At 72.3% G+C, this 26,728-nt stretch carries 25 protein-coding genes; 10 read left to right on the forward strand and 15 right to left on the reverse strand.

The window, feature by feature from the left end:
• Positions 1-94: 94 nt before the first annotated feature.
• Complete coding sequence (locus tag BJ982_RS17610) at positions 95-2,113, forward strand: tetratricopeptide repeat protein (protein ID WP_184881427.1); 2,019 nt, start codon at positions 95-97, stop codon at positions 2,111-2,113.
• An 88-nt stretch (positions 2,114-2,201) separates the two neighbouring features.
• Here the strand turns inward: BJ982_RS17610 and BJ982_RS17615 are convergent, their stop codons facing one another.
• The 3 genes from BJ982_RS17615 to BJ982_RS17625 all read right to left on the reverse strand — a co-directional run bounded on the left by BJ982_RS17615 (position 2,202) and on the right by BJ982_RS17625 (position 3,348).
• Positions 2,202-2,669: an NUDIX hydrolase gene (locus BJ982_RS17615; RefSeq protein WP_184881429.1), complete on the reverse strand. Its 468-nt coding sequence runs from the start codon at positions 2,667-2,669 to the stop codon at positions 2,202-2,204.
• A gap of 27 nt (positions 2,670-2,696) precedes the next feature.
• On the reverse strand, positions 2,697-3,125 hold the full coding sequence (locus BJ982_RS17620; RefSeq protein ID WP_184881431.1) for a hypothetical protein: 429 nt from the start codon (positions 3,123-3,125) through the stop codon (positions 2,697-2,699).
• Between the two features lie 61 nt (positions 3,126-3,186).
• The gene (locus tag BJ982_RS17625; RefSeq protein WP_184613027.1) at positions 3,187-3,348 is read right to left on the reverse strand and encodes a hypothetical protein; all 162 of its coding nucleotides are present in this window, start codon (positions 3,346-3,348) and stop codon (positions 3,187-3,189) included.
• Between the two features lie 228 nt (positions 3,349-3,576).
• Between BJ982_RS17625 and purU the strand changes: the two genes are divergently transcribed.
• The gene (gene purU / locus BJ982_RS17630; RefSeq protein WP_184881433.1) at positions 3,577-4,425 is read left to right on the forward strand and encodes a formyltetrahydrofolate deformylase; all 849 of its coding nucleotides are present in this window, start codon (positions 3,577-3,579) and stop codon (positions 4,423-4,425) included.
• A gap of 6 nt (positions 4,426-4,431) precedes the next feature.
• Here the strand turns inward: purU and BJ982_RS17635 are convergent, their stop codons facing one another.
• Entirely contained in the window at positions 4,432-6,504 is a 2,073-nt protein-coding gene (locus tag BJ982_RS17635; protein ID WP_184881435.1) for a prolyl oligopeptidase family serine peptidase, read from the reverse strand.
• A gap of 367 nt (positions 6,505-6,871) precedes the next feature.
• Between BJ982_RS17635 and BJ982_RS17640 the strand changes: the two genes are divergently transcribed.
• Both BJ982_RS17640 and BJ982_RS17645 read left to right on the forward strand, forming a co-directional pair.
• Positions 6,872-7,381 (forward strand): HNH endonuclease, encoded by a 510-nt coding sequence (locus BJ982_RS17640; protein ID WP_184881438.1) that lies wholly within the window; start codon positions 6,872-6,874, stop codon positions 7,379-7,381.
• A gap of 81 nt (positions 7,382-7,462) precedes the next feature.
• Positions 7,463-7,666 carry an FmdB family zinc ribbon protein gene (locus tag BJ982_RS17645; RefSeq protein ID WP_184881440.1) on the forward strand — a complete coding sequence of 68 codons (204 nt, stop codon included), beginning with the start codon at positions 7,463-7,465 and terminating at the stop codon, positions 7,664-7,666.
• Positions 7,667-7,670: 4 nt separating this feature from the next.
• On the opposite strand, the gene BJ982_RS17650 is transcribed toward BJ982_RS17645, so the two are convergent.
• The 3 genes from BJ982_RS17650 to BJ982_RS17660 form a co-directional block, all read right to left on the reverse strand.
• Positions 7,671-8,147 carry a helix-turn-helix transcriptional regulator gene (locus BJ982_RS17650; RefSeq protein WP_184881442.1) on the reverse strand — a complete coding sequence of 159 codons (477 nt, stop codon included), beginning with the start codon at positions 8,145-8,147 and terminating at the stop codon, positions 7,671-7,673.
• Between the two features lie 115 nt (positions 8,148-8,262).
• Complete coding sequence (gene ilvD, locus BJ982_RS17655) at positions 8,263-10,101, reverse strand: dihydroxy-acid dehydratase (RefSeq protein WP_184881444.1); 1,839 nt, start codon at positions 10,099-10,101, stop codon at positions 8,263-8,265.
• Between the two features lie 280 nt (positions 10,102-10,381).
• The gene (locus BJ982_RS17660; protein WP_239122882.1) at positions 10,382-11,149 is read right to left on the reverse strand and encodes a nuclease-related domain-containing protein; all 768 of its coding nucleotides are present in this window, start codon (positions 11,147-11,149) and stop codon (positions 10,382-10,384) included.
• A gap of 203 nt (positions 11,150-11,352) precedes the next feature.
• Here BJ982_RS17660 and BJ982_RS17665 point away from each other — a divergent pair, with 203 nt between their 5' ends.
• Positions 11,353-12,771, forward strand: coding sequence for an amidase (locus BJ982_RS17665; RefSeq protein WP_184881448.1), 1,419 nt, complete (start codon positions 11,353-11,355; stop codon positions 12,769-12,771).
• A gap of 3 nt (positions 12,772-12,774) precedes the next feature.
• On the opposite strand, the gene BJ982_RS17670 is transcribed toward BJ982_RS17665, so the two are convergent.
• The 4 genes from BJ982_RS17670 to pepN all read right to left on the reverse strand — a co-directional run bounded on the left by BJ982_RS17670 (position 12,775) and on the right by pepN (position 18,973).
• Positions 12,775-13,761: a hypothetical protein gene (locus tag BJ982_RS17670; RefSeq protein WP_184881450.1), complete on the reverse strand. Its 987-nt coding sequence runs from the start codon at positions 13,759-13,761 to the stop codon at positions 12,775-12,777.
• A 13-nt stretch (positions 13,762-13,774) separates the two neighbouring features.
• Complete coding sequence (locus BJ982_RS17675) at positions 13,775-15,640, reverse strand: DUF2207 family protein (RefSeq protein WP_184881452.1); 1,866 nt, start codon at positions 15,638-15,640, stop codon at positions 13,775-13,777.
• A 15-nt stretch (positions 15,641-15,655) separates the two neighbouring features.
• Positions 15,656-16,216, reverse strand: coding sequence for a LemA family protein (locus tag BJ982_RS17680; protein ID WP_221482333.1), 561 nt, complete (start codon positions 16,214-16,216; stop codon positions 15,656-15,658).
• A gap of 189 nt (positions 16,217-16,405) precedes the next feature.
• A complete protein-coding gene (gene pepN, locus BJ982_RS17685) occupies positions 16,406-18,973 on the reverse strand; it encodes an aminopeptidase N (protein WP_184881454.1) in 2,568 nt (855 codons plus the stop codon).
• A 360-nt stretch (positions 18,974-19,333) separates the two neighbouring features.
• Between pepN and BJ982_RS17690 the strand changes: the two genes are divergently transcribed.
• The 3 genes from BJ982_RS17690 to BJ982_RS17700 all read left to right on the forward strand — a co-directional run bounded on the left by BJ982_RS17690 (position 19,334) and on the right by BJ982_RS17700 (position 21,997).
• Positions 19,334-19,990, forward strand: coding sequence for a mycothiol-dependent nitroreductase Rv2466c family protein (locus BJ982_RS17690; protein ID WP_184881456.1), 657 nt, complete (start codon positions 19,334-19,336; stop codon positions 19,988-19,990).
• Between the two features lie 124 nt (positions 19,991-20,114).
• Positions 20,115-21,518: an aldehyde dehydrogenase family protein gene (locus BJ982_RS17695; protein WP_184881458.1), complete on the forward strand. Its 1,404-nt coding sequence runs from the start codon at positions 20,115-20,117 to the stop codon at positions 21,516-21,518.
• A 35-nt stretch (positions 21,519-21,553) separates the two neighbouring features.
• Positions 21,554-21,997, forward strand: a complete 444-nt coding sequence (locus BJ982_RS17700; protein ID WP_184881460.1) for a hypothetical protein — start codon at positions 21,554-21,556, stop codon at positions 21,995-21,997.
• A 3-nt stretch (positions 21,998-22,000) separates the two neighbouring features.
• Here the strand turns inward: BJ982_RS17700 and def are convergent, their stop codons facing one another.
• Entirely contained in the window at positions 22,001-22,489 is a 489-nt protein-coding gene (gene def, locus BJ982_RS17705; protein ID WP_203958995.1) for a peptide deformylase, read from the reverse strand.
• 136 nt (positions 22,490-22,625) lie between these two features.
• On the opposite strand from def, the gene BJ982_RS17710 reads away from it, so the two are divergent.
• A complete protein-coding gene (locus BJ982_RS17710; RefSeq protein ID WP_184881462.1) occupies positions 22,626-23,093 on the forward strand; it encodes a ribose-5-phosphate isomerase in 468 nt (155 codons plus the stop codon).
• 62 nt (positions 23,094-23,155) lie between these two features.
• Here the strand turns inward: BJ982_RS17710 and BJ982_RS17715 are convergent, their stop codons facing one another.
• Together BJ982_RS17715 and BJ982_RS17720 are read right to left on the reverse strand one after the other, a co-directional pair.
• A complete protein-coding gene (locus BJ982_RS17715; RefSeq protein ID WP_184881464.1) occupies positions 23,156-23,350 on the reverse strand; it encodes a hypothetical protein in 195 nt (64 codons plus the stop codon).
• A gap of 41 nt (positions 23,351-23,391) precedes the next feature.
• Positions 23,392-24,645 carry a GNAT family N-acetyltransferase gene (locus BJ982_RS17720; RefSeq protein ID WP_184881466.1) on the reverse strand — a complete coding sequence of 418 codons (1,254 nt, stop codon included), beginning with the start codon at positions 24,643-24,645 and terminating at the stop codon, positions 23,392-23,394.
• Between the two features lie 119 nt (positions 24,646-24,764).
• On the opposite strand from BJ982_RS17720, the gene BJ982_RS17725 reads away from it, so the two are divergent.
• Positions 24,765-25,880, forward strand: coding sequence for a PP2C family protein-serine/threonine phosphatase (locus BJ982_RS17725; protein WP_184881468.1), 1,116 nt, complete (start codon positions 24,765-24,767; stop codon positions 25,878-25,880).
• A gap of 7 nt (positions 25,881-25,887) precedes the next feature.
• On the opposite strand, the gene BJ982_RS17730 is transcribed toward BJ982_RS17725, so the two are convergent.
• Positions 25,888-26,493 carry a response regulator transcription factor gene (locus tag BJ982_RS17730; protein ID WP_184881474.1) on the reverse strand — a complete coding sequence of 202 codons (606 nt, stop codon included), beginning with the start codon at positions 26,491-26,493 and terminating at the stop codon, positions 25,888-25,890.
• Positions 26,494-26,728: the final 235 nt, after the last annotated feature.

A 26,728-nucleotide genomic window follows, 5' to 3' on the forward strand; every position in this document is an offset into this window, starting at 1 on the left:
GAGACCTGATGAGAGGGCACCCGATGAAGAAGATCGTCGTCCGCAAGCCTGGCATGGTCCATCTCACCGGCAGCGCCAGCGCGATCCACAAGGGGTGAGGGCCCGTCCCGGCCATCTCTGGGTCCACGGAGGCACCTCGCGGGACCGTCTGAGGGTCCTGGACGGGCTCGGGCTCCCCGGATGGCCGGTCCCCGTGCTGGACGCGCACCGGCGGCCGCGCGGGCCGTACGGCTTCGGGGGAGCGCTGCTCCAGGCCCTGGTGCCGGCGGCCCTCGCCCGCGCGCCCGGCGTCGTGGCGGCGCACGACATCGAGATCCGAGCGGTGGCACCCGATCTGCGCGACCGGGTGCCGGCCCGCCGTGCGCCGCTCTACACCCGCCTGCCGGACGAGGAGCGCATCCTCGTGCCCGCCCCGCGCCGCACGCTGCGGATCGCGAATGGCATCACCGAATTCCTCCGGGACTGCGGGGTGCCGCTCCGGACGATCGTGGCGGACAACGTGGACGAGGCCGACGAGACCGATCGCGAACTTCTCCAGACGCTCGCGCGGCGTTTCGATCCGGACCATGTGACGATTGTCACGTGTTCGGCTAAAGCGCCGCCGGATTGGTTTGTGGGACGTGCGATAAAAGCTGATTTATCGGCCGAGAGAGAATCACGCGATCTCGCGGGCCGATATGTCGCCTCCGACGGCATCCTGGACGACCCGCGCGCCCTCGCCGCCTACCACGCGCTGCCCCCGGAGGTACGCGCCCGCCTGCACGACCGCCGTGCCGACCTGCTGGCCGCCACCGGTGGACGATCCTCACACCTCGGGGCGATCCCCTACCACCGCGAACACGGCGGCGACCCCTCCGGAGCCGGCGTCGAGGCGCTGTGGGCCGCCCTCGACCACTGCCTCGGCGAGGGGTTCCTGGACGCCGCCGCCGATTACGGGCTGCGCGGTCTGGCGCTGGCCGAGCCCGCCACGGTCCGCTGGTGGAACCTCCTCCAGGGCGCGGCGACCGCGCTGGCAGGGATCGGCCGCAGGGACGAGGCGCGCGACCTGTACGAGCGGGCGCGCCGCACGAGCCTGGACCCCGAGGTCCACTCGGCGTCGGCCTACGGCGCCGCGATGCTGGACGCGCGCCACCCCGACCCCGCGCGCCGCGACCTCGGCCGCGCCCAGGGCTGGGTCAACGAGGCCATCGCGATCTCGACGCTGCTGCCCGACCGAGCCGTGCGGGCGTTCAAACTGGGCTTCGACCTCAACGGCAAGGCCCTGATCGAGATGCGCGCCGGCCGCCCCGACCAGGCGCTGACGCTGGTGGAGTCGGCCGTCAAGCTCGCCGAGACGGACCTGCCCCCCGGCAGGCACCTGGTCCACCGCATGATCCTGCACGCCAACCGCGCGCAGCTCCTCGGCGTGCTGGGCCACCCGGACGAGGCCCTGGAGGACCTGGACACCGCGGTGGCCATGGACCCCGACTACCCGGACCACCACCTGGATCGCGGCAACCTTCTGTTCCAGATGGGCCGCGCGGACGACGCGCTCGCCGACTACGACGCCGCGATCCGGCTCAGCCCGCCCCTGCCCGAGGGCCACTACAACCGCGCCCAGGTCCTGCTGGCCGTGGGCGAGCTGGGGCGCGCCCGCGCCGACCTGGACCGTGTGCTGGAGCTCGACCCCGGCTACCTGGACGCCTACATCAACCGGGCGGGCCTGCTGGCCGAGCTCGGACTGGACGAGGCCGCCAGGGCCGACGTCACGGCCGGGCTCTCCCTGGCCCCGGGCAACCCGCACCTGCTCTGCGTGCTCGGCCAGCTCGAAACCGCGGCGAAGGCCTTCACCCGGGCGCGCGAGGCCTTCGACGCGGCACTGGCGTCCTCACCCGCCCTCGTCCCGGCCTGGGCGGGCCGCGCGGACCTGCGCTACGAGACCGGTGACCTCGACGGCGCGGTCGTGGACCTGTCCCGCGCCATCGAGCTGGATGAGGGAGCGGCGCTGTACTTCAACAGGGCCGTCGCCCTCGACGGGCTCGGCAGGCGGGACGAGGCGCTGGCCGACCTGCGCCGCGCCCACGAGCTGGACCCCGGCGACCAGGACATCGTCACCGCCCTGCACAGGACCTGACCCGCCTCCCGGCCGCACGAGCCCGCGCCGCCCGGTCGCACGCGGCTCCGCCTCGCGATCGCCCGCGCCCGTCAGCCTGAGGCGCTCGTCACGGCCGGCCGAGGTCCGTGGGCGGGTCGCGGAGCAGGCGGACGACCTCCGTCAGCGTGGGCGGCTCGACGGCGTCGTCCAGGGCCGCGATCTCGTCCAGGGTGTGCCAGGCGTGGCCGAGGAAGGTGTCCACTTCCTCGTGGGTGAGCGCGGCCGGCGTGACCGGCGGGGTGCCGGGGAAGCGCGCCAGATAGAACGGCTCCACCTTCACGTAGTGGACGCCGAGCCAGTGGTAGTCCCGCGCCACGGGCACCCACATGTCGATCACCGCGTCGCCGGGGAGCCCGGTCTCCTCGGCCAGCTCGCGCCGCGCGGCCTCCAGCGGGCCCTCCCCGGAGTCGATGCCCCCGCCGGGCGGCTCCCAGAACACCCGTCCGCTGACGGCGTCGCGCCAGCGCATCAACAGCACCCTGCCCTGGCCGTCCACGCAGACCACGCGCGCGGCGGGCCGGTCACTGGTCGTCATCGCAGGCCTCTTCCCGAACGCGGTGGTTCAGGAGCCGGGGGTCTCGGGAGGGTCGGTGAGGGCGTCGGGCCAGGTGTTGGCGTTGACGATCTCCCAGAACTCCGACTCCTTCGCGCCGCGCCGGGTGCGGCGGGGCGTCTCCCGTGCCTCCAGATCGGCCGCGATGGCGCGCTGTTCCTCGTAGGCGTTCTTCATCGCGTCGAGCCACTCCACCGGGTCCACCCCGGCCCGTCTGGCGGATCTGAGGGCCATGTCGGCGTACTGTTCGGGCGTGGCGTTGAAGGTCCAGCCGGTGCGTTCGAGCAACTGCTCGTCGCTGAGCTCGCCGCGGCGCCAGGCGATCGTCTCGGCGAGGTGTTCGGCGACGAAGACGGCGTTGACGTAACCGGGGAGCATCGCCGCCAGGGCGACCGCCGCTCTCTTCTCCCCCGGTGACAGAGTGTCCCATTTCAGCACCCGCGGCTCCTCCCTCTCCTCCGGGCGCCACTGTACGTCCCGCCCGCGTCCGCCGCGAAGATCAGTCGCTCCGGACCAGGTCGGCGAGGTCGAGGTGCCGGGACAGCTCGGCCACATCGGTGTAGTAGGCGACGTACTCCCGCCCCCTGCGCACGCGCAGCCAAGGCCGGTTGCCGAGAACCAGGGCCTCGACCTCGAATCCTCTGCTGTCGACCCATTTCACGTCATAGAGGCTATGAAGCGGTAGGTCAATAGGGAGCCATGGATGGTGTGGATTTGCCCCTCGGTCCCGCCGGGCGTCGGCAATACGCCTTCCGGGGGGTCCGGACGACGCCGCCGCGCCCTCGGATACGGGCGGACGAGAGCCCTGTGGCCGTCCGGACCGGAAGGCGACGCCCGCGGGCCCGGAGAGCGGTAATCTGCTCACGCGAAGACGAAAGGGTGAGACCCGGTGAGCTCGGAGTTCGTACTGACCTTGTCGTGTCCGGACCGGCCGGGCGTGGTGGCCGCCGTCTCCGGGGTCCTGGCGGCGCACGGCTGCAACATCACCGAGAGCCAGCAGTTCGGCGACCCGTTCGCCGGGCGCTTCTTCATGCGGGTCCAGTTCACCTCCACCCTCCCCGAGGACGAGCTGCGCGCGGCGTTCGCCGCGCTGGTCCCCGAGCTGGCGATGGAGTTCCGGCTGCACGACCTCGCGGTCAAGCCCCGCGTGCTCGTGATGGTGAGCAAGCTCGGCCACTGCCTGAACGACCTGCTGTACCGCACGCGCTCGGGCCTGCTGGACATCGAGATCGTCGGCGTCGTCTCCAACCACCCCGACATGCGCCCGCTCACCCAGTCGTACGGCATCGACTACCACCACCTGCCGGTCACGTCCGAGACCAAGCAGCGCCAGGAGGCCGAGATCCTCACGCTGGTGGAGTACTACCGCGCCGACCTGGTGGTGCTGGCCCGGTACATGCAGGTCCTGTCTGAGGAGCTGTGCGCCAAGCTCACCGGCAAGGTGATCAACATCCACCACTCGTTCCTGCCGTCGTTCAAGGGCGCCAAGCCCTACCACCAGGCGTACTCGCGCGGGGTCAAGCTGATCGGCGCGACCGCGCACTACGTGACCGCCGAGCTGGACGAGGGCCCGATCATCGAGCAGGAGGTCGCCCGCGTGGACCACACGCACTCGCCCGACGACCTCGCCGCGATGGGCAGGGACGTCGAGCGGCTCGCGCTCGCCCGGGCCGTCCGCTGGCACGCGGAGCAACGCGTGGTGCTGGACGGCCACAAGACGATCGTCTTCCAGAGGTAGCGCGCCTCAGCCGGTGAGCCCGGTGTGCTGGGCGAGGAAGGCGTACTGGTCGGCCATGAGGTCGACCGAGCGGCTGACCGCCCGGGCTCCGTGCCCGACCTCGCTCTCGTTGCGCAGCAGGATCGGCGGCCCGTCCGGCGCCTGGGCGTGCTGGAGGGCGGCGCACATCTTCCAGGCGTGCAGCGGATGCACCCGGGTGTCGGAGGAGAAGACCATGAACAGCGTCGCCGGATAGCGCACGCCCTCGCGGACGTGGTGGTAGGGCGAGTAGCCCCACAACCAGGAGAACTCCTCCGGGTCGTCGGTGGTGCCGTACTCGACGTTCCAGGTGGCGCCGAGACCGAACTTCTCGTACCTGACCATGTCCAGCAGCGGCGCCGAGCACGCCACCGCGGCGTACAGCTCGGGGCGCTGGGTGAGCGCCGCGCCGACCAGCAGCCCGCCGTTGGAGCCCCCGGAGATCGCCAGCCGGTCCGCGGTGGTGACCCCGGTGGCGATCAGGTGCTCGGCCGCGGCGTGCAGGTCGTCGAAGACGTTCTGCTTGTGGGCGAGCATGCCCGCGCGGTGCCACTGCTCGCCCTGCTCGCCGCCGCCGCGGAGCTGGGCGACGGCGTAGACCCCGCCGGCCTCGACCCAGGCCAGGGTGGCCCCGGAGAAGCCCGGCGTCATGGACAGGCCGAAGCCGCCGTAGCCGTACAGGATGGTGGGGCGGGGCCCCTCGCCGGGCCGGGACACCACGATCATGTGGACCTCGGTGCCGTCGGCGGAGTGGTACACGACCTGCTCGGTGGTGACCTCGGGCAGCTCCACGGCGCCGGGGGACGCCGCCCACAGCGTGGTCTCGCCGGTGCGGGCGTCGTAGCGCTGGATGCTCGGCGGGGTGGTGTGGTCGGTGTAGCCGAACCAGGCCTCGTGCCCGCCCTCGGGACGCTCGGTGATGCCGCCGATCGCGCCGAGACCGGGAGTGGGGACCTCGCCGACCTTCTCGCCGGTGGTCAGGTCGTGCACGGAGATCTCGCTGATGGCGTGGCGGGTCCAGCCCACCAGCATGACCGGGCGCTCCAGGTCGTCCAGGATCGCGAAGTCGGTGAGCACGGCCTCGGGGTCCTCCGGGACGAGCTCGCGCCAGCCCTCGTAGGCCGGGGCGTCCGGGGAGGCCACGCACATGCGGCCGCGCGGGGCGTCGCGGTCGGTGAAGACGTACAGCAGGCCGTCGCGGCCGAACAGCAGCGCCGTCTGCGCGTCCACCCCCTCCTGGACGGTGACGAACCGGGGGGACTCCAGGGGCGAGGCGGCGAGGTCGGCCACCCAGACGTCGTTGCGCGGCGCCGTGCCCCGCGACGCCGAGACCGTCAGCCACCGGCCGTCCCGGGACACCGAGATGCCGTAGTAGTTGGTCTTCTCCATGCCCTCGCCGAAGATCAGGACGTCCTCGTCGGTGGGCGTGCCGAGGCGGTGCAGGTAGACGCGGCGGTGGTACTGCTCCTCGCCCTCGGGGACCTCGCCGGGGTGGAGCCTGCGGACGTAGTAGAACGCCTCGCCGCCGGGCAGCCAGGCGATGGGGGAGTAGCGGCAGCGGTCGATCGGGCCGTCCAGGCGCTCGCCGGTCGCGATGTCGACGACGTGCAGCCGGGACTCCTCGTCGCCGCCCACCGAGATCTGGTACGCCAGGCGCCGGCCCTCCTTGTCCGGCTGCCAGGAGTCGATCGTGGTCAGGCCGGAGGAGTCGAAGGCCATCGGGTCGAGCAGGACGTGCTCGACCTCGTCGGGGCCGGCGGTGTAGAGCACGGCGTGCTCCTGGTCGGGCTCGCGGCGCATGAAGAAGCGGCGGTCGCCGCGCCAGGCCGGCGGGCCGACCGTGCCGGAGCGGACCAGCTCGGCGATGCGCTCGCGAAAGGTGTCCCGCAGGGGTGACGCGGCCATGGCCTTGGCGAACAGCTCGCCCTGCGCGTCGAGCCATTCCTTCGTCGCGGGATCTTCCGCGCTCTCAAGCCAGCGGTACGGATCGGGCACGGGCGTGCCGTGATAGTGGTCGACCACGGAGTCACGGCGTGCGTTCGGGTACGGCACTCGCGTCATGTAGTGAGCTTATGGCACCCCTGTTACCGCTCGTGAGTCACCGTTTTGTCAAGCTCCGCGTCGGCACCGGATCCGGACGATCGTGTACGAACAACAGTGATCTTTGCCTAATAGGTTTGCTTAGCGGGGCTAACCGGACATAAAACGGAAGGCGGGGTCGGGACGACACGGCCGTTAATTGGGGTGGCGTGAGGGTCGTCTGAAAGGCCACACTTGCTGAAGGGCGGTGCCGTGGAACCCATCCGCTGGGCCGTCCGGCGGAGGTCCACGTGACGGAAGCATCCGGGGCCCAAGACGACGGGCCGCAAGTCGGGGTGCGCTGCGGCGCATCCCTTTCGACGACGTCCATGGCGGGAAGGGCCCGCTGATGCGCCAGGTCCTGCTGCTGAACGCCACCTTCGAGCCGTTGACCACCCTCAACCTGCACCGGGCCGTCGTGCTCGTGATCAGGGAGAAGGCCGACGTCGTCCACCGCGACGGGCGGGGCGCCGTACTCCGCTCCGCCTCGCGCACGGTGGACGTGCCCTCGGTCATCAGGCTCCGGCGATATGTCCGCATTCCTTACCGCTCGCGCATCCCGCTGACCCGGGCCGCGCTCATGCGCAGGGACGACTACCGCTGCGCGTACTGCGGTCTGCGCGCGGAGACGATCGACCACGTCCTGCCCCGCTCCAGGGGCGGGCTGCACACGTGGGAGAACTGCGTCGCCTCGTGCATGCAGTGCAACCACCGCAAGGCGGACCGCCTGCTGGAAGAGATCGGCTGGACGCTGCGCGTCGCGCCGGTGGTGCCGCGGGGCGTCCACTGGCGGCTCATCGGGGCGCAGTTCGACGGCGACCCCCAGTGGGCGCCCTACCTCGCCGAGACGGCCGCCTGAGCCGCGTGCCGGCGGGGCTGTGCGGGACGGGCGGCCTCGGCCCGGTGCCGTGGGCCGCCCGGTTCGTCGTACCCTGAGGACATGCCGCGTTACGACTACCGCTGCCGCGCCTGCGGATCGACCTTCGAGCTCTCGCGCCCCATGTCCGCCGCGGGCGACGCCGCCGTCTGCCCGCAGGGCCACGACGACACGGTAAAACTGCTGTCGACGGTCGCCGTCACGGGCGGCGCGCAGGCCCCCCGTCCCGCCGGGGGAGGCTGCTGCGGCGGCGGATGCTGCGGCTGAGCGATTATGCCGCCCTTCTCCGCTGGAAGGGCAGGTAGCGCTCGGCGCGGTGCGCCCGCGCGGGCACCAGTGTCGGCTCCACCGCCACGATGCGGTCGAACCGGAACGCCCTGATGCCGGCCGCCGTGCGGCACCAGCCCACGAGGTACCAGTGGTCCCGGTGCACCAGGCAGGTGACGGGCTCGACGTCGCGCGAGCTCACCCGCCCGGAGGCGTCGCGGTAGTGCAGGCGCACCACCTGGCGGCCGGTCACGGCGGACGCGATCGTGCGGGCGCGCCGGGCGACGTCCGGGGGCAGGGGAGTGGTCAGGGTGTCGAGCGTCTCGGCCACGACCTCGTCGTCGAGGTTCAGCTGTTCGAATACCGAGCGCAGACCCCGGCGGGCGGTCACCGCCTGGGGGCCTTCGCCCAGATGGGCCAAGGACAAGGCGAGAGCGGCGATTTCGGCGGTCGTCAGAAGGGGCGTGGTGACGTTTGCCATGCCTCAAGACTACCGCCGGGCACCGACATTTTTCGAACACCAGATCGCTGTACGGGCATCCCGGGGGCGACTCTTCTCAGCCCCCGGGTGACGCCCGTCTCACCCTCGCGACGTGTCAGCGAGACAGCTGGGACAGGTCGCGGGACGCGCCGGTGGAGGCCGAGGTCGTGAGCGCGGCGTAGGCCTGCAGGGCGGCGCTCACCGGCCGGGTGCGCTCACGCGGGCGGTAGCCGCCCAGGGACGACAGCAGGCGCTCGCGCCGCGCGGCCAGCTCGGCCTCGGAGACCCGCAGCTCCATGCTCCGCCCGGGGATGTCGATCTCGATCAGGTCGCCGTCCTCGACCAGGGCGATCATGCCGCCCTCGGCGGCCTCGGGGGAGGCGTGGCCGATGGACAGGCCGGAGGTGCCGCCGGAGAACCGGCCGTCGGTGATCAGCGCGCACGCCTTGCCGAGGCCCCTGCCCTTCAGGAAGCTGGTCGGGTAGAGCATCTCCTGCATGCCGGGGCCGCCCTTGGGGCCCTCGTAGCGGATCACCACGACGTCGCCGGCCGACACCTTGCCGCCCAGGATGCCCTCGACGGCGTCCTCCTGCGACTCGAACACCACCGCGGGGCCGCTGAACCGCCAGATCGACTCGTCGACGCCCGCCGTCTTGACGATGGCGCCGTCGGGCGAGATGTTGCCGTACAGGACCGCCAGGCCGCCGTCGCGGGTGTAGGCGTGCTCCAGGTCGCGGACGCAGCCCTCGGCGCGGTCCAGGTCCAGGGAGTCCCACCGGGCGTCCTGCGAGTAGGCCTTGACGGTGCGCACGTTGCCGGGGGCGGCGTGCCACAGCTCCAGGGCCTCCTCGGTGACGCCGGGGGACTTCGGGTCCCAGGCGCCGAGGAACTCGGTCAGGGAGGAGGCGTGCACGCTGTGGGCGTCGCGGTGGAGCAGACCCGCGCGGTCCAGCTCGCCCAGGATGGCCGGGATGCCGCCGGCACGGTGGACGTCCTCGACGTGGTACTTCGCCGTGGCGGGCGCGACCTTGCACAGGCAGGGGACGCGCAGCGACAGCTCGTTGATCTCTTTGAGGCCGAAGTCCACGCCGGCCTCGCGGGCCGCGGCCAGCAGGTGAAGGATGGTGTTGGTCGAGCCGCCCATGGCGACGTCCAGCGCCATGGCGTTCTCGAATGCGTCGCGGGTGGCGATGGCGCGCGGCAGAACCGACGCGTCGTCCTGCTCGTAGTAGCGGCGGGCGATCTCGACGACCTGGCGCCCGGCCTTCTCGAACAGTGCCTTGCGCGCCGTGTGGGTGGCGAGGGTGGTGCCGTTGCCCGGCAGGGCCAGGCCGAGCGCCTCGGTGAGGCAGTTCATGGAGTTGGCGGTGAACATGCCGCTGCACGAGCCGCAGGTGGGGCAGGCGTTCTCCTCCATCTCGAGGAGCTCGGCGTCGGAGACGCCGTCGTCGGCCGCGGCGATCATCGGGTCGATGAGGTCGAGTTTGCGGCCGGGGGTCTTGCCGGCCTCCATGGGGCCGCCGGAGACGAAGACGGTCGGGATGTTGAGCCGGAACGCGGCCAGCAGCATGCCCGGGGTGATCTTGTCGCAGTTGGAGACGCAGACCAGCGCGTCGGCGCAGTGGGCGTTCACCATGTACTCGACGGCGTCGGCGATCAGCTCGCGGGAGGGCAGGGAGTAGAGCATGCCCCCGTGGCCCATGGCGATGCCGTCGTCGACGGCGATGGTGTTGAACTCCCGTGGGATGGCCCCGGCCTCGCGGACGGCGCCGGCGACCACGTCGGCGACCTCGCGCAGATGGACGTGGCCGGGGACGAACTGGGTGAAGCTGTTGGCCACCGCGACGATCGGCTTGCCGAAGTCGGAGCCGGCCACGCCCGTGGCCCGGAGGAGGGCGCGGGCACCCGCCATGTTCCTGCCGTGAGTGACCGTACGTGACCTGAGGGCCGGCATGTCCGTATCTCCCATCCGACGACCGCGGCGGGCCTTTCCGCGAAGGCTTCGCGCCTGAGTCTTCAAATGGTACGGCCACCGCCCGCCTGCCGAGACACGTGGTCCACAGGACGGACGGCGGCGTCGCCGGCCACGGCGGCGCCGGACCGGCGCGGACCGCCACGAGACCGGACCCGAGACGGTGTAGGACCGACGTCGGACCGGCGTGAGAAAAGGTCCTTCGGGGCTCCCGGGGGCAGTGGTGTTCGGTGACGGGAACCCCGAAGGACCCTCTCGACGGTCAGCTCTCGGGGTAACGCGCGGGCAGCACCTGCTCGGCGGCGGCGAAGATCTGCTCGATCTCTTCCTCGGTGAGGGAGCGCTCGCGGTTGGTGATCCACTTGCGCACCCGCGAGCCGTCGAAGACGTCCACCTCGCGGATGTTGAGGATCTTCCAAGGGATGGCGGGGCCGTAGATCGCCAGGGACGGCACGACGGTGATCTCGCGGCCGAGGGCCTTGCCGATCAGCTCGCCGGCCTGCGAGGCCTCCCAGCGGGCCTCGTCCAGGCGGGGCTTCTGGTTGAAGGGCCCGTGGAACAGCTTGCGGTGCGACTGGACCCGCACCGGCAGCCGTTTGTCCCACTTCTCGGAGTCGACCGCGTACACGCCGGTGGGCCCGACGACCAGGTGGTCGATCTGGGCGTCGCTGCCGGGGAAGCCGCGCGCGTGCAGCGTGAGGTAGCCGTTGCGCTCCAGCTTCTTCAGCTGGGCCTCGGTGCGCCGCTCGGCCGCGGAGGCGCGGCGCCAGGGCGCGACCGAGGATGACGTGCGCGCGCGGTAGATCGTGTCGCCGATCGCGGCGATGATCGCGGCGACGAGGCCGAGCCGCCAGCTCCACATGGGAATGCCCACCAGCAGCGCCGCGCCGGCGGCGATGAGGGCGCGTACCCGCAGGTGCCGGTATTTGGGTTGCTGGAGCAGCCCCGCGAGGGAGACGCGCTCGATGGGCGCATAGGTCGCCTCGGGAGCTGAAGGCCGAGATTTCGGCTCCGAGGAACGGTCACTCACCCATATAGGTGACGTATTGTGACCGTCGTCAGGTTCTAGCCCGGAATCCACGTAACTCACGGTAGTTGACGCCCAAGGGTGTGCCTAGTGTTGGCTAGTTCACATTTTTGTGGCCGCACGTTCTCGCATCGTAGGGCGAAAAGCCGGGTATCTAACTCTTTTCTCTCTAGATAACTCGAAGCGCGGGCCCTACTGTGCGGATCGTGGCGCAGATACATGATCTCACAGCCCTGGAACTCGCGGCGGCCGTACGGTCCAGGGAGCTCTCCCCGGTCGAGGTCACCAAGCACTATCTGGAGCGCGTCGAACGGCTCGGCCCCGAGGTCGGGGCCTTCGTCACGCCGACCCCCGAGCGCGCCCTGGAACAGGCGCGCCAGGCCGAGGAGACGGTCCTGCGCGGCGGCGACCTGCCCCCGCTGCTCGGCGTCCCCGTCCCGATCAAGGACCTGAACCTGGTCAAGGACGTCCCCGTCCTGTTCGGCTCGGCGACCTACGAGGGGTTCGTGGCGCCCGTCGACGACAGCGTGGTCGAGCGCCTGCGCGACGCCGGGACCATCATGATCGGCAAGACGGCCACCCCCGAGTTCGGCCTCCCCTGCTACACCGAGACCGACGTCTCGCCCCCGGCACGCACTCCGTGGGACCTGAGCAGGTCCGCGGGAGGTTCGAGCGGCGGGGCCGCGGCGGCGGTCGCCGCGGGGCTGGCCCCGGCCGCGCACGGCAGCGACGGCGCGGGCTCGATCCGCATCCCCGCCTCGGTGTGCGGCCTGTACGGCATCAAGCCCACCCGCGGGCGCATCTCGTTCGCCCCGATCGTCCCCGACCTCGCGGGGCTGTCCACCAACGGCCCGCTGGCCCGCACGGTCGCCGACGCCGCCGCGCTGCTGGAGGTCATGGCGCACAACCAGCCGGGCGACCTGTACGTCGCCCCTCCGTCCCCGATCGGCTTCGCCGAGGCCGCCACCCGCGCGCCGGGACGCCTCAAGATCGGCCGCTACGCCACGCCGGTCGTGCCGGGCGCCGAGGTGCACCCGGACGTCCTCGCCGCCTACGAGGAGGCCTCACGGCTGCTGGCCTCGCTCGGCCACGAGATCGTGGACATGACGCCGCCGTTCGACTCCTCGATCGTCGCCGAGTTCGAGAAGCTGTGGTTCTGCTTCGCTTGCATGCACCCGGTGGACCCCTCGCTCGAACCCCGCCTGCGTCCCCTGACGCGATGGCTGCGCGAGCGCGGCCTCGCCACCAGCGCCCCGGACTTCCTGCGGGCCCAGGCCGCGCTCCAGACGGCCACCCGCTTCGCGTTCCTGGTCATGAACGAGTTCGACGCGGTGCTGACGCCCACCGTCACCCAGCCGCCCGCGCCGGTCGGCTGGTTCGAGGACGCCGGCGACCCCCAGGTCACCTTCGAGCGCATGGAGGGCTTCGCCCCCTTCGCCGCGACCTGCAACGTCAGCGGCCAGCCGGCCGTCAACCTCCCCCTGCACTGGACGGAGGCCGGGCTGCCCATCGGCGTCATGCTCGCCGGCCGCTTCGGCGACGAGGCCACGCTCATCTCGCTGTCGGCGCAGGTCGAGGCGGCCGTCGGCGGCTTCTGGGGCGCGCGGCGCCCCGCGCTGTGGTGACGCTCACCGCCCCCGCGGGCGCGGCACGCCGATCAGCCTGACCAGCTCGGCCGAGACGTCCGCCAGCAGCGTCGCCGGGCGGATCGGCGCGCCGGCGACCGCGCCGAACAGGCTCGGCAGGCCCGGCAGCGGGAAGCCGTCGTCCCGGGTGGCGCGGTGGCCGACGCCGTTCTTGTCCAGCTGCGCCCGGCTCCTGGCCCAGGCGTCCAGCACTTCCTCGGGCGAGGGCACCCCGAAGCCGTGGCCGACCGGCGCGGCGTGGCGCAGGCGCACCAGCGGGGTGTCGGCGAACGTCAGCGCCACCTTGCACCGCAGGGCCAGGCCGTCGCGCGCCTCGGCCGGGATCCAGTCCATCGCCGTGCACGGCTTGCGGCACTTGGCCACGCACGTGGCCAGCGCCCCGGCGAGCTGGCTGTGCTGGCGGTCGAAGTACGTCCGCCACCCCTCCGGCGGCTCCTGCGCCACCCGCAGCGTGCGCTCGGCGGCGGACTTCTCCGACTTGGTGTGGTCGCACTCCCGGTCGCCGATCACCCCGAAGCGGCTGCCCTCGGCGCGCAGGCCCCCCGGCCAGAGCGCCGGGTCGCCCGAGTGGCCGAGCACCGGCTCGAAGGCCAGCAAGGGCAGGTACTCCCCGGCGATGTGCAGGGCCGCGATCATCGAGCTGAGCTCCCGCCGCTCCCAGCGGATCTTGATCACTTCCAGCAGCAGCCCGTAGGCCGGCCGAAGCGAGGCCAGGGCCCCGCGGGGCCGCTCGCGCGGCGTCTGGGGCATGTGACAGTCGCGCGCCCGCTTGCGCAGGTCGCTCCGCACGGCCGCGGCGTCGGTCTCGACGGCGAAGTCCTCGGCGTCCAGCGTCAGCAGGCGCTGCCCGAACTCGCACAACGCGGGGACCAGCACCGCATGGGGGACGACCATGGGGGCCAGCGCGCCGAGATCGGCGAAGGCGTACCTGCGCGCGAGCGCGGTGAGCAGGTCGAGAGGGGAGTTCACCCTGGACACCTTCTCACGCGACCGGTGACCTTCCCTCGGCCCGTGCGACGACCGCGCGGGCCAGCCCGATCAGCGCCCCCGGAGGCGGCGGCCCCTCGGGCGATCGGACGTGGACGGCGAAGGCGCCCTGGGACGTGCGCGCCGCCACCACGCCCGGGTAGAGCATGGCGCGCCCGCCCATGCCGGGGATCGGCCGCCCCTGCTCGCGGGCGAGCAGCCCGCCGAGGGCGATCAGGAAGACGGCCCGGGGCCCGGCGGCGGTGTGCACGTCCACGGTCACCGGAGTGCCCCCGGTGGCCTCGTACCGGCACGAGCGCACGGCGAGCGAGGGCGGCATGGGCGTGCCGCCCGTCCACGCCCTGGCGGGGCCGAAGGGGACGCCGAGCGCCCGGCGCAGGTCGGCGGGGGTGACGAGCGAGGACGGGCCGCCGGGCTCCTCCTCGTCCCGGCGGGCCACCGGGCCGGGCGCGCGGCCGAACACGCGGACCTCCCCGAGGTTCTCCGGGGCCTCCAGCAGGTGCTCGCCGGTGTCGTCGTAGGACGCGGCGCCGCGGTGGCGTGAGCCGGCGAGCACCTCCACGGCCTCGACCCAGCCGGTCCTGCGTCCCACGCGCGCCCGCACCAGATCCCCCTCGGCGAGGGGGCTCCACAGCTCCTCGGTGATGCCGTACGCCTTCACCTCGCGCACGCGGCCGTCGTCCAGCGCGAGCCGGTAGGCGTACCGCGGACGGTCGTCGCCGCCCACCCGGAACCGGCGCAGCCGCACGATCTGCCCCTCGGCCTCCTCCTTGGCGGCGAGGTCCGCCAGGACGCGGTAGATCGGCACGCCGGCCGTCAGCGCGGCGGCCAGGACGGCGACGGGCAGGTTCAGGGACCGCGGCCAGTCGAGGACGGCGGAGCCGACGACGCCGAGCAGCCAGGTCCAGAAGCCGCAGAAGAACGCGGCGGCGAGCGCGCTGAACACGATCGTGCCGGGCGGGCGGCCCCACAGGAAGCGGCGAGGGTAGGTCACGGTGACCGCGTGCCACATGCCGCCGTAGTCGGACCAGGCGCGCCGGTCGTCGGCGGGACGGCCGATCGGCAGGCTCGCCACGGCCCGGCCCGCCAGGCCCAGGGCGGCGGCGTAGGCCAGGTGCCGTCCCCAGATCGTGACGGCGGCGGCGGGCCGCTCGGCGAATCCCTCGCCCGCCGCCAGGTGCTCGCGCACGCCCATCCAGTACCCGGCCACGCGCGCGCCCTCGGCGGTGCCGCGCTCGCCGTTCAGCCTGCCCATCAGCGTGACCAGCACGCCGAACCCCAGGACCGCCGCGCCGACGCCCCCGTCGCGGTCCGAGGAGGAGCCGGAGGTGACGCTCACGGCGACCCCGAGCGCGGCGGCGGGCACGGCCGCGGCGGCGGTGAGCGCGGCCACCTGGACCCGGGTCCAGCGCGGGCGCGACAGGCCCTTCTCACGGGCCTCCGCGATCACCTTCTTCCTGAAGCTCTTCCACCAGCGGCCGAGGTCGCGCGAGCCCTCCGCGAGCGCTCCCGTGGCCACCACGCCGTCGGCCGCCAGGGACCGCACATGGTCGTGCACGAGCTTCTCGTAGGGCCGCAGCGGCGTCCTGGGCGCGCGGGGCCGCACCAGGGACAGCTCGGGCCCGATCTCCTCGATCTGGACGGCGCCCCGGGCCGCCAGGTCCAGCAGGGTGGCCGCCGCGGCCTCGTCGCCGAGCCGCCAGCCGCCGGTGAGCAGGTCCACCAGCGCGGGCGACTCCTCGCGCAGTTCCGCGGTGGCCGGGCCGGGGACGACGGACGGGGAGCGGGTGACGGCGGCCGTCGCCGCCAGCAGCAGCAGCCACAGGCCGGCGGCGGCCGCGGCGGCGACGAAGAAGACCATGGTCGGGGAAACGGCCTAGAAGCGGACCTGGACCGGGCCGCGCTCCTCGCCGGGCGCCCGGAAGTACTCCCGCTCCCGGAAGCCCGCCATGCCCGCCACGATGTTCGCCGGAACGGTCTGGATGCCGTTGTTGTAGGCCAGGACGGCGTCGTTGTAGTACTGCCGCGAATAGGCGATGCGGTTCTCGCCGTCGGCCAGCTCGTCCTGCAGGGCCGCGAAGTTCCGGTCCGCCGCCAGCGCGGGGTAGGCCTCCGAGACGGCGAAGAGGCCGTGCAGCGCGCCGGTCAGCATGTTCTCGGCCATGGCCTGGTCCCGGGGGCCGTGGGCGGAGGCCGCCTGACGGCGGGCCGCGGTCACCGCCTCCAAGGTGCCACGCTCGTGCGCCGCGTACCCCTTGACGGTCTCCACCAGGTTCGGGATCAGGTCGTGGCGGCGCTTGAGCTGCACGTCGATCTGCGCCCAGGCGTTGTCGACCGCCCCGCGCCTCCGGACGAGACCGTTGTAGGCGCCGACGGCGGCGAGGACGAGGAGGGCGAAGAGGAGGGCGAGGGCGCCGGCGGCGACGAGGGCGATCAAGGGGAGCCTCCCGGGCGTACGGGGACGGCGCGCCCGCCCGCCGTGTCCGGCTGTCGCGCGGGCCGCCGTCCTGCTCGGCTCCCATGACACCCGCCCGGGCTTGCAGCGGGCTTACAGCGCGCTGAAGCCGGCACTGCCCGCCCGGCGCGGGGCCGGGCGGGCAGTGCGAGCAGTCGTTGCGCGGGGCGGTCAGGCCGCCGAGGCGTCGCGGGCGCGGGCGCGCAGGGCGCGGCTGATGCCGTCCGCCCCCTCCAGCAGCAGGCGGCGCAGGGCGTGCGGCGGCTCCTCGGCGGAGATGTAGTCCTGCGTGCGGGCGACCGTGGACGGCTCGATCAGCAGCATGGGGTAGCAGCCCATGGCGAAGCGCTGCGCGGTGTCGAACGTCCACTCCTTGTAGATGCGGCCGACCTCGGAGAAGAACAGCTCGCCGTACGGCTGCAGCAGCTCGGTGTGGTTGGGGTCCATGAAGCCGACGATCGTGGAGCGCAGCACCGCGCCGCTCAGCGTGCCGCCGACGATGGACGCCCACGCCGCGGCCTTGCTGTCGGCCGTCGGGATCGCCGCACGGCACAGGGCCGCGGAGCGCTCGCCGGTGGCCGTCGGGTCGCGCCGCAGCTCCTCGGCGATGTCGGCGTCGCCGTAGACACCGCCCGACACCAGGGCGTGGATCAGCGTCCAGCGCAGGTCGGCGTCGACGGTGAGGCCCTCGGGCACCGACTCGCCGTCCAGGATCGCCTTCACGAAGGCGAGATCGCCGGGGGAGGTGGCGCCCGCGGTGAACGCGTTGATGTAGGCGAGCTGGTGGTCGGAGCCGGGCTCGGCCGTGGCGATCAGGTCGCGCAGGGCCCGCGACAGCTCGGCCAGGCCGGTGTCGCGCCAGGCCGGGTCGGCGTACTGCTGGGCGGCCAGGCGGGCCTGGCGCAGCACCGTCTGCAGCACGGTGATGTCGGTGATCGAGCGGACGCCGGAGGTGACGAGCCTGACGTAGTCGCGGGTCGCCATCTCGGCGTCGCGGGTCATGTCCCAGGCCGCCGACCAGCACAGGGCGCGCGGGAGGGACTCGGTGACCGCGGTGATGCCGCCGTCGACGAGCGTGCGCAGCGAACGCTCGTCCAGGCGGATCTTGGCGTACGTCAGGTCGTCGTCGTTGATGAGGATCAGGTCCGGCTGGGGCTCGCCGACCAGCTCGTGCACGGGGGTGCGGGCGCCGATGACGTCCAGCTCGACGCGCTTGACCCGCACGAGCGTGTCGCCCTGCCGGGAGTACAGGCCGATGGCGACGCGGTGCGAGCGCAGCGTCGGGTAGTCGGCCGGGGCCTCCTGCAGCACGTCGAAGCCGAGGAAGCGTCCCTCGTCGTCGACGGTGAAGGACGGGCGCAGGGTGTTGACCCAGGAGGTCTCCAGCCATTCCTTCGACCAGGAGGACAGGTCGCGGCCGGAGGTGCGCTCCAGGGCCGACAGCAGGTCCTTCAGCTCGGTGTTGCCCCAGGCGTGCTCGCCGAAGTAGTCGCGCACGCCCGCCAGGAAGTTGTCCAGGCCGACGTAGGCGACGAGCTGCTTGAGCACCGCCGCGCCCTTGGCGTAGGTGATGCCGTCGAAGTTGACCTCGACGGCCTGCATGTCGGGGATGTCGGCGGCGATGGGGTGGGTGGAGGGGAGCTGGTCCTGGCGGTAGGCCCAGGACTTCTCGACGTTGGCGAAGGTGGTCCAGGCGCCCTGGCCCCAGCGGGTGGCCTCGGCCTGGCACAGCACCGACATGTAGGTGGCGAAGGACTCGTTGAGCCACAGGTCGTCCCACCAGCGCATGGTGACCAGGTCGCCGAACCACATGTGCGCCATCTCGTGCAGGATCGTCTCGGCGCGGCGCTCCACCATGGCGTCGGTGACGCGGGAGCGGAAGATGTAGTCCTCCAGGAAGGTGACCGCGCCGGCGTTCTCCATGGCGCCCGCGTTGAACTCGGGCACGAAGATCTGGTCGTACTTGCCGAAGGCGTAGCGCAGGCCGAACACCCGGTGGAAGAAGTCGAAGCCCTGCTTGGTGACCTGGAGCACGTTGTCGGCGTCGAGGTGCTCGGCCAGGGACGCGCGGCAGTAGACGCCGAGCGGGATGCCGTCGTGCTCGTCGCGGACGACCTCGTACGGCCCGGCGATGAGGGCGGTGATGTAGGTGGACATCACCGGGGTGGGCGGGAAGTGCCAGCGCTTGGCCGTCTGGAGCGTGCCGTGGCGGCCCTGGTGCTCCTCAAGGTCGTCGACGGAGTCGGGGGCGGAGTTGGAGACGACCTGCCAGTCTGCGGGGGCGAGCACGGACAGCTCGAAGGTCGCCTTCAGGTCGGGCTGGTCGAAGCAGGCGTACATGCGGTGGGCGTCGGCGGTCTCGAACTGCGAGTGCAGGTAGACCTTCTGGTCGACGGGGTCGACGAAGCGGTGGAGGCCCTCGCCGGTGCGCATGTAGGTGAGGTCGGCGTCGAGGCGCAGTTCGTTGTGCGCCGCGAGCCCGGGAAGGGGCAGGCGGCCCGTCTCGGCGTCGTAGGCGGTGACGTCGAACTCGACGCCGTTGAGCACGGCGGAACGCACCTTGGCGCCCGCCAGCTCGATGAAGGTGGAGGCGCCGGGGTCGGCACAGGAGAAGCGGACGGTCGTGACGCTCTCGAACCGTTCGTCGCCCTCGGTGAGATCGAGCTCGACCGAGTAGGACTCGACCTTGAGCAGTCGGGCCCGCTCCCGGGCTTCGTCACGGGTCAGGTTGCCAGCCACATCCGCTCCTCTTCACAAATCTCCCCCGCCCCTTCGCGAGAGGAATGCATGAATCCTGCCACGTCGGTCGCTCGAATGCCGCACCGGAAGGGGGTCTTTCCCCCGGTGAGGGGCTTACGCCGACCGCGAAGCACGCTTCGGTAGACCCCTTCCCGACCGGGAGGAGTGAGGAAAGTCAGGAATTGGGCAAGCCGTCGCCGCTCCTCAAGGGGCATTGGTGACGGTCCGATACCGGCGATGTCAGTGGTACGGAAGGGACGATCTCGGTCATTCCCATTCCCCACCGAATTCGACGGGAATAGAAGCCGTGGCCCCTGAGGTTGTCGCACGTGCTACTGAATCACGAGCAGGAAGACGGCCATGACTGAACGAACCCCGGTGGACTTCTGGTTCGATCCGATCTGCCCATGGGCGTGGATGACGTCGCGCTGGGTGCACGAGGTCGCCACGGTGCGCCCCGTCGAGCCGCGATGGCACATCATGAGCCTCGCCGTGCTGAACGAGGGCAAGGACGTCTCTCCGGAGTACAAGGAGATCCTCAAGCACGCCATCAAGCCCGTCCGCGTGCTCCAGGCCGCGGCGGAGAAGTACGGCGAGGGCGTCCTCGGCTCCCTGTACACCGAGCTCGGCACCCGCATGCACAACCAGGGCCGGCTCAAGACCGCCGACATCGGCGGCGCGGGGGAGGGGGCCGAGGTCTCCGAGGTGTTCCGCGACGTCGTCGGAGAGGCCCTTGAGGCGGCGGGCCTGGACCCGGCCCTCGTCGAGGCCGCCACCACCACCCAGTACGACGAGGCCGTGCGCCGGTCACACGAGCGCGGCATCGGCCTCGTCGGCCAGGAGGTCGGCACCCCGATCGTCGCCGTGGACGGGGTGGCCTTCTTCGGGCCCGTCGTCTCCCCCGCCCCCAAGGGCGAGGACGCGGCCAAGCTCTGGGACGGAGTGCTGCTCGTCGCGCGGACCGACGGCTTCTTCGAGCTGAAGCGCTCGCGCACCCGCTCCCCGATCTTCGACTGAGCGGCCCCCGCGCGCCGGAGGGTTGCGGCGTTCCGGCGGCCATGGTCGACTCGAAGAGGACCCGCCGGCCGCCCGCGGACGGCGGGTGGACGGCAGGGGTCGGGGTCGCGTGAGGATTGAGGGCATGCGGCGGCTATATGTGCGGGGCACCTGGGTCACCTCGGCGTCGGGCGACGTCGTCGAGGTCGTCGATCCCGCGACCGAAGAAGTGATCGACCGGGTGCCCGCGGGCTCGCCCGAAGACGTGGAGCGCGCCGTCGCCGCCGCGCGCGCCGCGTTCCCCGCCTGGGCGGCGACCAGCCCCGCCGAACGGGGCAAGCTGCTGGAGTCGGCCGCCGCGCTGCTGGAGGCCCGAGCGGAGCGGGTCGCCCGCACGATCACCACGGACATGGGCGCGCCGTACCCGATGGCGCTGAAGGTCCACACGCTCCCGCCCGTCCGGATGCTGGCCGCCCACGCCCGTCTCGCCGCCGAGCGCGGCGAGACGGAGAGGCGGGTCGGCAACTCGCTGGTCGTGCGCGAGCCCGTGGGCGTCGTCGCGGCGATCACCCCGTGGAACTACCCCCTGCTCCAGGTGGTGTGCAAGGTGGCGCCGGCGCTCGCCACCGGGTGCACGGTCGTGCTCAAGCCCAGCGAGGTGGCCCCGCTGGCGGCGTACGCGCTCGCCGAGGTGTTCGACGAGATCGGCCTGCCGCCCGGGGTGTTCAACATGGTCAGCGGGCACGGCCCGGTCGTGGGGGAGGCCCTCGCCGCGCACCCCGACGTCGACATGGTGTCCTTCACCGGCTCCACGCGGGCGGGCACGCGGGTCGCGGCGCTGGCCGCGCGCACGGTCAAGCGCGTCGCGCTGGAGCTCGGCGGCAAGTCGGCCAACGTGATCCTGCCCGGCGCCGACCTCGGCGCCGCCGTGAAGGCGGGCGTCGCCAACGCCTTCCTCAACTCGGGCCAGACCTGCTCGGCCTGGACGCGCATGCTCGTCCACCGCGACCTGTACGACGAGGCCGTCGGACGGGCGGTGGAGTCGGCGTCCGCCTACACCGTCGGCGACCCCTTCGCCCCGGCGACCCGGCTCGGCCCGCTGGTGTCGGCGGCGCAGCGCGACCGCGTCGAGGGGTACATCACCCGCGGCCAGGAGGAGGGCGCGCGGCTGCTGCTGGGCGGTGAGCGCCCGCCCGGCCGCGGCTACCTTGTCGCGCCCGCGGTCTTCGCCGGGGTCGAGCCCGGCATGGCCATCGAGCAGGAGGAGATCTTCGGCCCCGTGCTGTCGATCGTCCCCTACACCACGGTGGACCAGGCCGTCGAGATCGCCAACGGCACGCCGTACGGCCTGGCGGACGCGGTGTGGGCCGGCAGCCGCGAGGAGGCGGTCGCCGTGGCCAGGCGGCTGCGGACGGGCCAGGTGGCGATCAACGGCGGGCGGTTCAACCCTTTGGCCCCGTTCGGCGGCTTGAAGCGGTCGGGCGTCGGCCGCGAGATGGGCGAGTTCGGGATGGACGAGTACGTCGAGCTGAAGTCCCTGCAGTTCTGACCGGGGACGCGGTGCGGCCGGGAAGGGGCGGTGCCATGGAGCGGGGCGTGCGGCGGGTGGGCGCGTTCGAGGTGGCGCTGGCGCTGGGCGGCCTGCTGCTGGTGGTGCTGGCCCTGCAGAGCGCGGGCCCCGCGCTGTCGGCGTTGCGCGGCGACGGCACGCACGGCACCTTCACCGCGCGCCGGCTGGCGTGCGTCCAGCACCCCGGCCACGAGCAGTGCTCGTGGCTCGGCGCGTTCCGGCCCGCCGGCGGGGGGACCGTGCGCGAGGACGTCGCCTTCTACGGCGCCGAGCGGGACACCTTCACGGCCGGGGCCTCCTCGCCCGCGTTCGACACCGGCAGGCGCGGCCACGTGTACGGGCCCGGGGGCTCCAACGAGTGGGTGGTCGTCGCGGCGATGCTGCTCGCCGGCCTGGCCCTGATGGCGTGGCCTCTGCTGCGCCCGCGCCGCCGTCGCACGGCCCCGGCGCCGTCCTGAGCGTCAGGGCGCCTGAAGCAGGATCTTGCGCGCGGTGTCCTTGCTCAGGCGGTCGACGTACAGGACGCCTTCGAGGTGGTCGAACTCGTGCTGGAAGCAGCGGGCGAGCAGGCCGCGCGCCTTCACCCGCAGCGGCCTCCCGAGCCGGTCGTACCCGGTGACGGTCACGCCGGCGGCGCGGGGCGTGCGCGCGTAGAGGGGCTTGCCGGTCTCGCGGCCGGGCACCGACAGGCACCCTTCCTCGTCGAGCACCTCCTCGGCGTCGTCGACGGTCAGCTCGGGGTTGATCACGTGCCCCTTGCGCCCGGCGGCGTCGTAGACGAAGAGCCTCCTGGACACGCCGATCTGCGGCGCGGCGAGCCCGACGCCGTCGGCGGCGTACATGGCCTCCATCATCTCGTCGACGAGCCTGCGAAGATCTCTGTCGAACTCCGTGACCGGCTCGGCGGGGGTGCGCAGGACGGGGTCGCCGATCACGCGGATCTCGCGCATGAAGATCTCCTGTAAGAGGTCAACCAGCCTAGTGGCTCTTACTGTATCGGAGAACGCGCCGGTCCAGGGCCCCGAGCCGAAGCGAGACGGCGCGGCCTGGCGGCCCGGGCCGCGGCGGGAGTGCGACAATGGGCCCGTGCGCGTCTACATCGCCGCCGACCACGCCGGCTATGAACTCAAGAACCATCTGGTGTCGACCCTGAAGGAGCGTGGCCACGAGGTCGTCGACGAAGGCCCCTTCGTCTACGACGCCGAGGACGACTATCCGATCTTCATCCTCCGCGCCGCCGAGGCCGTCTCCAACGACGAGGGCAGCCTCGGCGTGGTGATCGGCGGGTCCGGCAACGGCGAGCAGATCGCGGCGAACAAGGTGCGCGGCATCCGGGCGGCCCTGGCCTGGAGCGTCGAGACCGCCGAGCTCGCCCGCCGCCACAACGACGCGAACGTCATCAGCCTCGGCGCGCGCATGCACTCCGCGGAGGAGGCCGCGCGGTTCGTGCAGGTCTTCCTGGACACCCCGTTCTCCGGCGACGAGCGCCACCGGCGGCGCATCGCCCAGATCGCCGCCTACGAGGTCACCGGCACGATCCCGCCGCTTCCCTAGCGGCTACGGTCCCTGCCCGTTCCGAGGGCGCCTCGCGGCCTGCGGGGCGCCCTCAGGCATGTTCAGCCGCGGCGGCGGCCCTCACCGCTCCTGCGCGCGGGGTCGGCGCCGCGGCTCTTCTGTGTGTCCGCCTTGCGCGCGGCCTCGTCCCGCAGAGGGCGGCGGTCGGCGGCCTCCTGCTGCTCGTCGGAGGGACGCGACACGTCTCGTGCCCGCATCGCCGTGATCGGGGTGATCTGCAAGCTCTGGAGTGCCATGTCCAGATCGTATGCCTCCGTACCGGTTGCGGCCCGACCGCTCAGAAGACGAGCCCTCCCCAGGGGCGGGTCTCCCACTGCATCGCCGCCGACAGCGCGCGGACGGCCCCCGGGCGCGCCTCGCGGACGACCCCCGCGGCCTGCAAGGCGCCGAGCGCGCGCCCGCCCAGGTAGGCGGCCCCGAGCACGTCCACGGGCAGCTCGACGTCGGCGGGGTCGCCGGTCCTCTCGCACGTGGCGCCCGTGGTGTCGGCCGACAGCCGCCAGCGCCCGGCGTTCCACGGGCACACGGGGTCGGCGACGTCGATGACGACGTCCACCGGCGCGGAGTAGGCCCGGTACGGCATCGCCCGCCCGACGTCCACCACGCGCGCCCACAGCTCGTCCAGCCATCCTGCGTTCAGCACGCGGGGCTCGGCGAGCAGATGGATGATCGGGTCGTCCACGGGCCGGTTGCGCGCGAAGACCCTGGCGCACAGGTCGCGGTCCAGCACGTGCCGCCACAGCAGCGCGTACGCCGCCGGGTCCACGGCGAACAGATCGTCCACCTGCACCTCGCCGTCGGGGACGTCGTGCTCGGTGAAGTTCGGCTTGATGCGGAAGAGGGTGTAGCCGCGCGGCCCGGCGTCGTCCTCGGCCACCACGCAGCGCAGCGAGTTCCTGCCCTTGCGGGCCTCCTCGTCGTCGGCCAGCACCGCGTCCCATGTCGCCGGGCTCCTGGCGTACAGACCGGGACGGCCCGGCATCACGGCCTCGAACACCTTCTCCAGGTCGGCGCGCGCCTCGGCCGGGCGTACGACACGCAGCCGCAGCGCCGGGTCCTCAGGAGCGTGCGGCGTGAACTCCGAGCCGCGCCGCGGGATGTGGAAGAAGAGGCTGTCGGCGGCCCTGCCGTAGCCGAACCTTCCGTAGATGGCCGCCTCGGCGGCGTACAGCAGCGCGACCGGCTCGCCCCCTTCGTGCAGGTCGGCGAGCTGGCGGCGCATGAGCCGGCTGAGGATTCCCCGGCGCCGGTGGGAGGGCAGCACGCTGACCGCCGTGACCCCGCACACCGGGCGGGGGCCGCCGGGCAGCGTCATCGTGAAGCTCAAGCCCCCCGCCGTGCCCACCAGCCGGTCGCCGTCGAAGGCGCCGAGCGAGCGGTCGAACTCGATCAGGGCCTTGAACCGGTCCCTCTTGGCGGGGCCGAAGTCGGCTCCGAAGGCCTCCTCGTCCACGTCGATCCAGCGGTCCCACTCCGACTCTTGGATGGGGCGGATGACCGGTTCCGGCCGGGGATTTGGTTCGGTGTTCATCCGATTAACGTTAGGACCGGGCAAACCGGATCGGCCACCTAATATCCCCGTTTAATGATCAAGGTCTTGGTCAAGTCGGCTGCCCAAAGGGCCTGCTTGCGGATAGAGTCGAGCCCATCATGAGTTCCCGTCCGGCGCCGCTGATCCCCCCGCGGCTCCGCGCGATCTTGGTACGGGTCCCGCTTCTCGTGCCGATCGTGCGATTCCTCCGCAGGGGGCCACTGGCGCGTGACCGGAACCTCCTCATCACCCTGAGCGTCCTCACGCTGCTCCTCGGCGCGCTCGCCGCCCGGGTCTCCAGCGACGTGTTCTCGCCCAGCCTCCTCGTCCTGGTCACCCTCGTCGGCGGTCTCCAGCTCCGGCTGCGCAGCCTGGTCGTCCTCACCGGCGCGGTCGGCGTCGCCCTGGCCTACATCGCCGTCGTGCTCGGGCCGCGCTCGGTCAGCCTCGGCCTGCTCGTCACCATCGGCTTCACCAGCGTGCTCGCGTTCCTGATGGCGCGCACGCGCGGCAAACTCGGCGTCCAGGGCCTGCGCGGCGACGCCATGCTGCTGGAACTGCGCGACCGGCTCAAGAGGCAGGGCGACCTGCCCGCCCTCTCCAAGGACTGGGGCCAGCGCGTCGTGCTCAAACAGGCGGGCGGCTCGTCCTTCGGCGGCGACTTCCTGGTCTCCACGCGCCACGACGACATCCTGGAGGTCGCGCTCGTCGACGTCTCGGGCAAGGGCGTGGACGCCGGCACGCGCGCGCTCATGCTCTCGGGCACCTTCGGCGGGCTGCTCGGCTCGGTGGAGTCGTTCCTTCCCGCCTGCAACGCCTACCTCCACCGCCAGCCCGAGGGTGAGGGGTTCGTCACGGCCGTCCACCTCCGGCTGGACCTGTCCACCGGGGCCTACGAGATCACCTCGGCGGGTCATCCTCCCGTGGTCAAGTTCGACGCGGGCACGGGCACCTGGCAGGTCTCCGCCGCCAAGGGGGTCGTGCTCGGCGTCGTCCCCGACCTGCACTGCGAGCCCGACAACGGCGTGCTCCACAAGGGCGACGCGCTCATGCTCTACACCGACGGGCTCATCGAGCAGCCCGGGCGCGACATCGACTCCGGCCTCGACCGCCTCCTCGGCGAGGCCGAGCGCCTGGTGCCGTCGGGCTTCTACGACGGCGCGCGGCCCCTGGTCAACTCCATGTCGGCGGGGCACAACGACGACTGCGCGCTGATCCTCATCTGGCGTCCCTGAGCCGGGCTCACAGCCAGCCGGCCTCCACGGCGATCCGCACCGCGTCGACACGGTTGCGGGCCCCCGTCTTGCAGATGACGCGCGACAGGTGGTTGCGGACCGTTCCCACGGATAAGTACAGCTTCTCCGCGATCTCCTTGGACGCCGCCCCCTGCGCCGCGATGCGCAGCACGTCGAGCTCGCGGGGCGTCAAGGGGTTGTCGGCGGAGGCCAGCGCGGCGATGGCCAGGTCGGCGTCGACGGCCTTGCGCCCGGCGGCGACCCGGCGTATGCCCTCGGCGAGGTGCTCGGGCGCCACGTCGATGCTCAGGAAGCCGAGCGCGTGGGCGGCGAAGGCGCGCCGGACCTGCCCCGGGTTCGGCTGGCCCGACAGGAGCAGCACCCTGCACCGGGGGGCCTTCTCGTACAGGCGCGCGGCCGCGGTGAGGCCGTCCACGTCGGGAAGGTCCACGTCGATGACCGCCGCGTCCGGGTTGAGTTCCAGCGCCGCTGGGACGATGTACTCGCCGGAGGCGACATCGGCGATCACCATGAGGTCCTTCTCCCCGTTCAGCGAAGCAACCAGGCCCCGCCGTACCAGCGGGAGATGTTCGGCGACCAGGATGCGTATCAAGGTGCTCCCTTGAGTGGCTTAGGAACAGACCCGGCATATGTCGCTTCGCCGGTTCATATCCCACGGTGTCTAGATGATTGCTGACCGTCAATGCAGTCTCTCGATTCGGTCCACGCCGCGCAAGTCACTCCTACGCTTGGTCGTTGATGCCGTTTTCCCGGTGCGGCGGGAGTGCGCGCGGAGTTCGGTTAGGCTCGGAGAGGGCATTGCGCGCCGCAGCCGTCTTCTCCGCAGG

The organism is Sphaerisporangium siamense (genome assembly GCF_014205275.1).
Lineage (GTDB): Bacteria > Actinomycetota > Actinomycetes > Streptosporangiales > Streptosporangiaceae > Sphaerisporangium > Sphaerisporangium siamense.

What these genes read in the sequence shown, in the direction of transcription:
- BJ982_RS17615 (WP_184881429.1), bottom strand. Translation starts at nt 2,669, where the DNA reads ATGACGACCAGTGACCGGCCCGCCGCGCGCGTGGTCTGCGTGGACGGC.
- BJ982_RS17635 (WP_184881435.1), bottom strand. Translation starts at nt 6,504, where the DNA reads ATGACGCGAGTGCCGTACCCGAACGCACGCCGTGACTCCGTGGTCGAC.
- BJ982_RS17640 (WP_184881438.1), top strand. Translation starts at nt 6,872, where the DNA reads ATGCGCCAGGTCCTGCTGCTGAACGCCACCTTCGAGCCGTTGACCACC.
- BJ982_RS17645 (WP_184881440.1), top strand. Translation starts at nt 7,463, where the DNA reads ATGCCGCGTTACGACTACCGCTGCCGCGCCTGCGGATCGACCTTCGAG.
- BJ982_RS17650 (WP_184881442.1), bottom strand. Translation starts at nt 8,147, where the DNA reads ATGGCAAACGTCACCACGCCCCTTCTGACGACCGCCGAAATCGCCGCT.
- ilvD (WP_184881444.1), bottom strand. Translation starts at nt 10,101, where the DNA reads ATGCCGGCCCTCAGGTCACGTACGGTCACTCACGGCAGGAACATGGCG.
- BJ982_RS17675 (WP_184881452.1), bottom strand. Translation starts at nt 15,640, where the DNA reads ATGGTCTTCTTCGTCGCCGCCGCGGCCGCCGCCGGCCTGTGGCTGCTG.
- BJ982_RS17690 (WP_184881456.1), top strand. Translation starts at nt 19,334, where the DNA reads ATGACTGAACGAACCCCGGTGGACTTCTGGTTCGATCCGATCTGCCCA.
- BJ982_RS17695 (WP_184881458.1), top strand. Translation starts at nt 20,115, where the DNA reads ATGCGGCGGCTATATGTGCGGGGCACCTGGGTCACCTCGGCGTCGGGC.
- BJ982_RS17700 (WP_184881460.1), top strand. Translation starts at nt 21,554, where the DNA reads ATGGAGCGGGGCGTGCGGCGGGTGGGCGCGTTCGAGGTGGCGCTGGCG.
- def (WP_203958995.1), bottom strand. Translation starts at nt 22,489, where the DNA reads ATGCGCGAGATCCGCGTGATCGGCGACCCCGTCCTGCGCACCCCCGCC.
- BJ982_RS17715 (WP_184881464.1), bottom strand. Translation starts at nt 23,350, where the DNA reads ATGGCACTCCAGAGCTTGCAGATCACCCCGATCACGGCGATGCGGGCA.
- BJ982_RS17720 (WP_184881466.1), bottom strand. Translation starts at nt 24,645, where the DNA reads ATGAACACCGAACCAAATCCCCGGCCGGAACCGGTCATCCGCCCCATC.
- BJ982_RS17725 (WP_184881468.1), top strand. Translation starts at nt 24,765, where the DNA reads ATGAGTTCCCGTCCGGCGCCGCTGATCCCCCCGCGGCTCCGCGCGATC.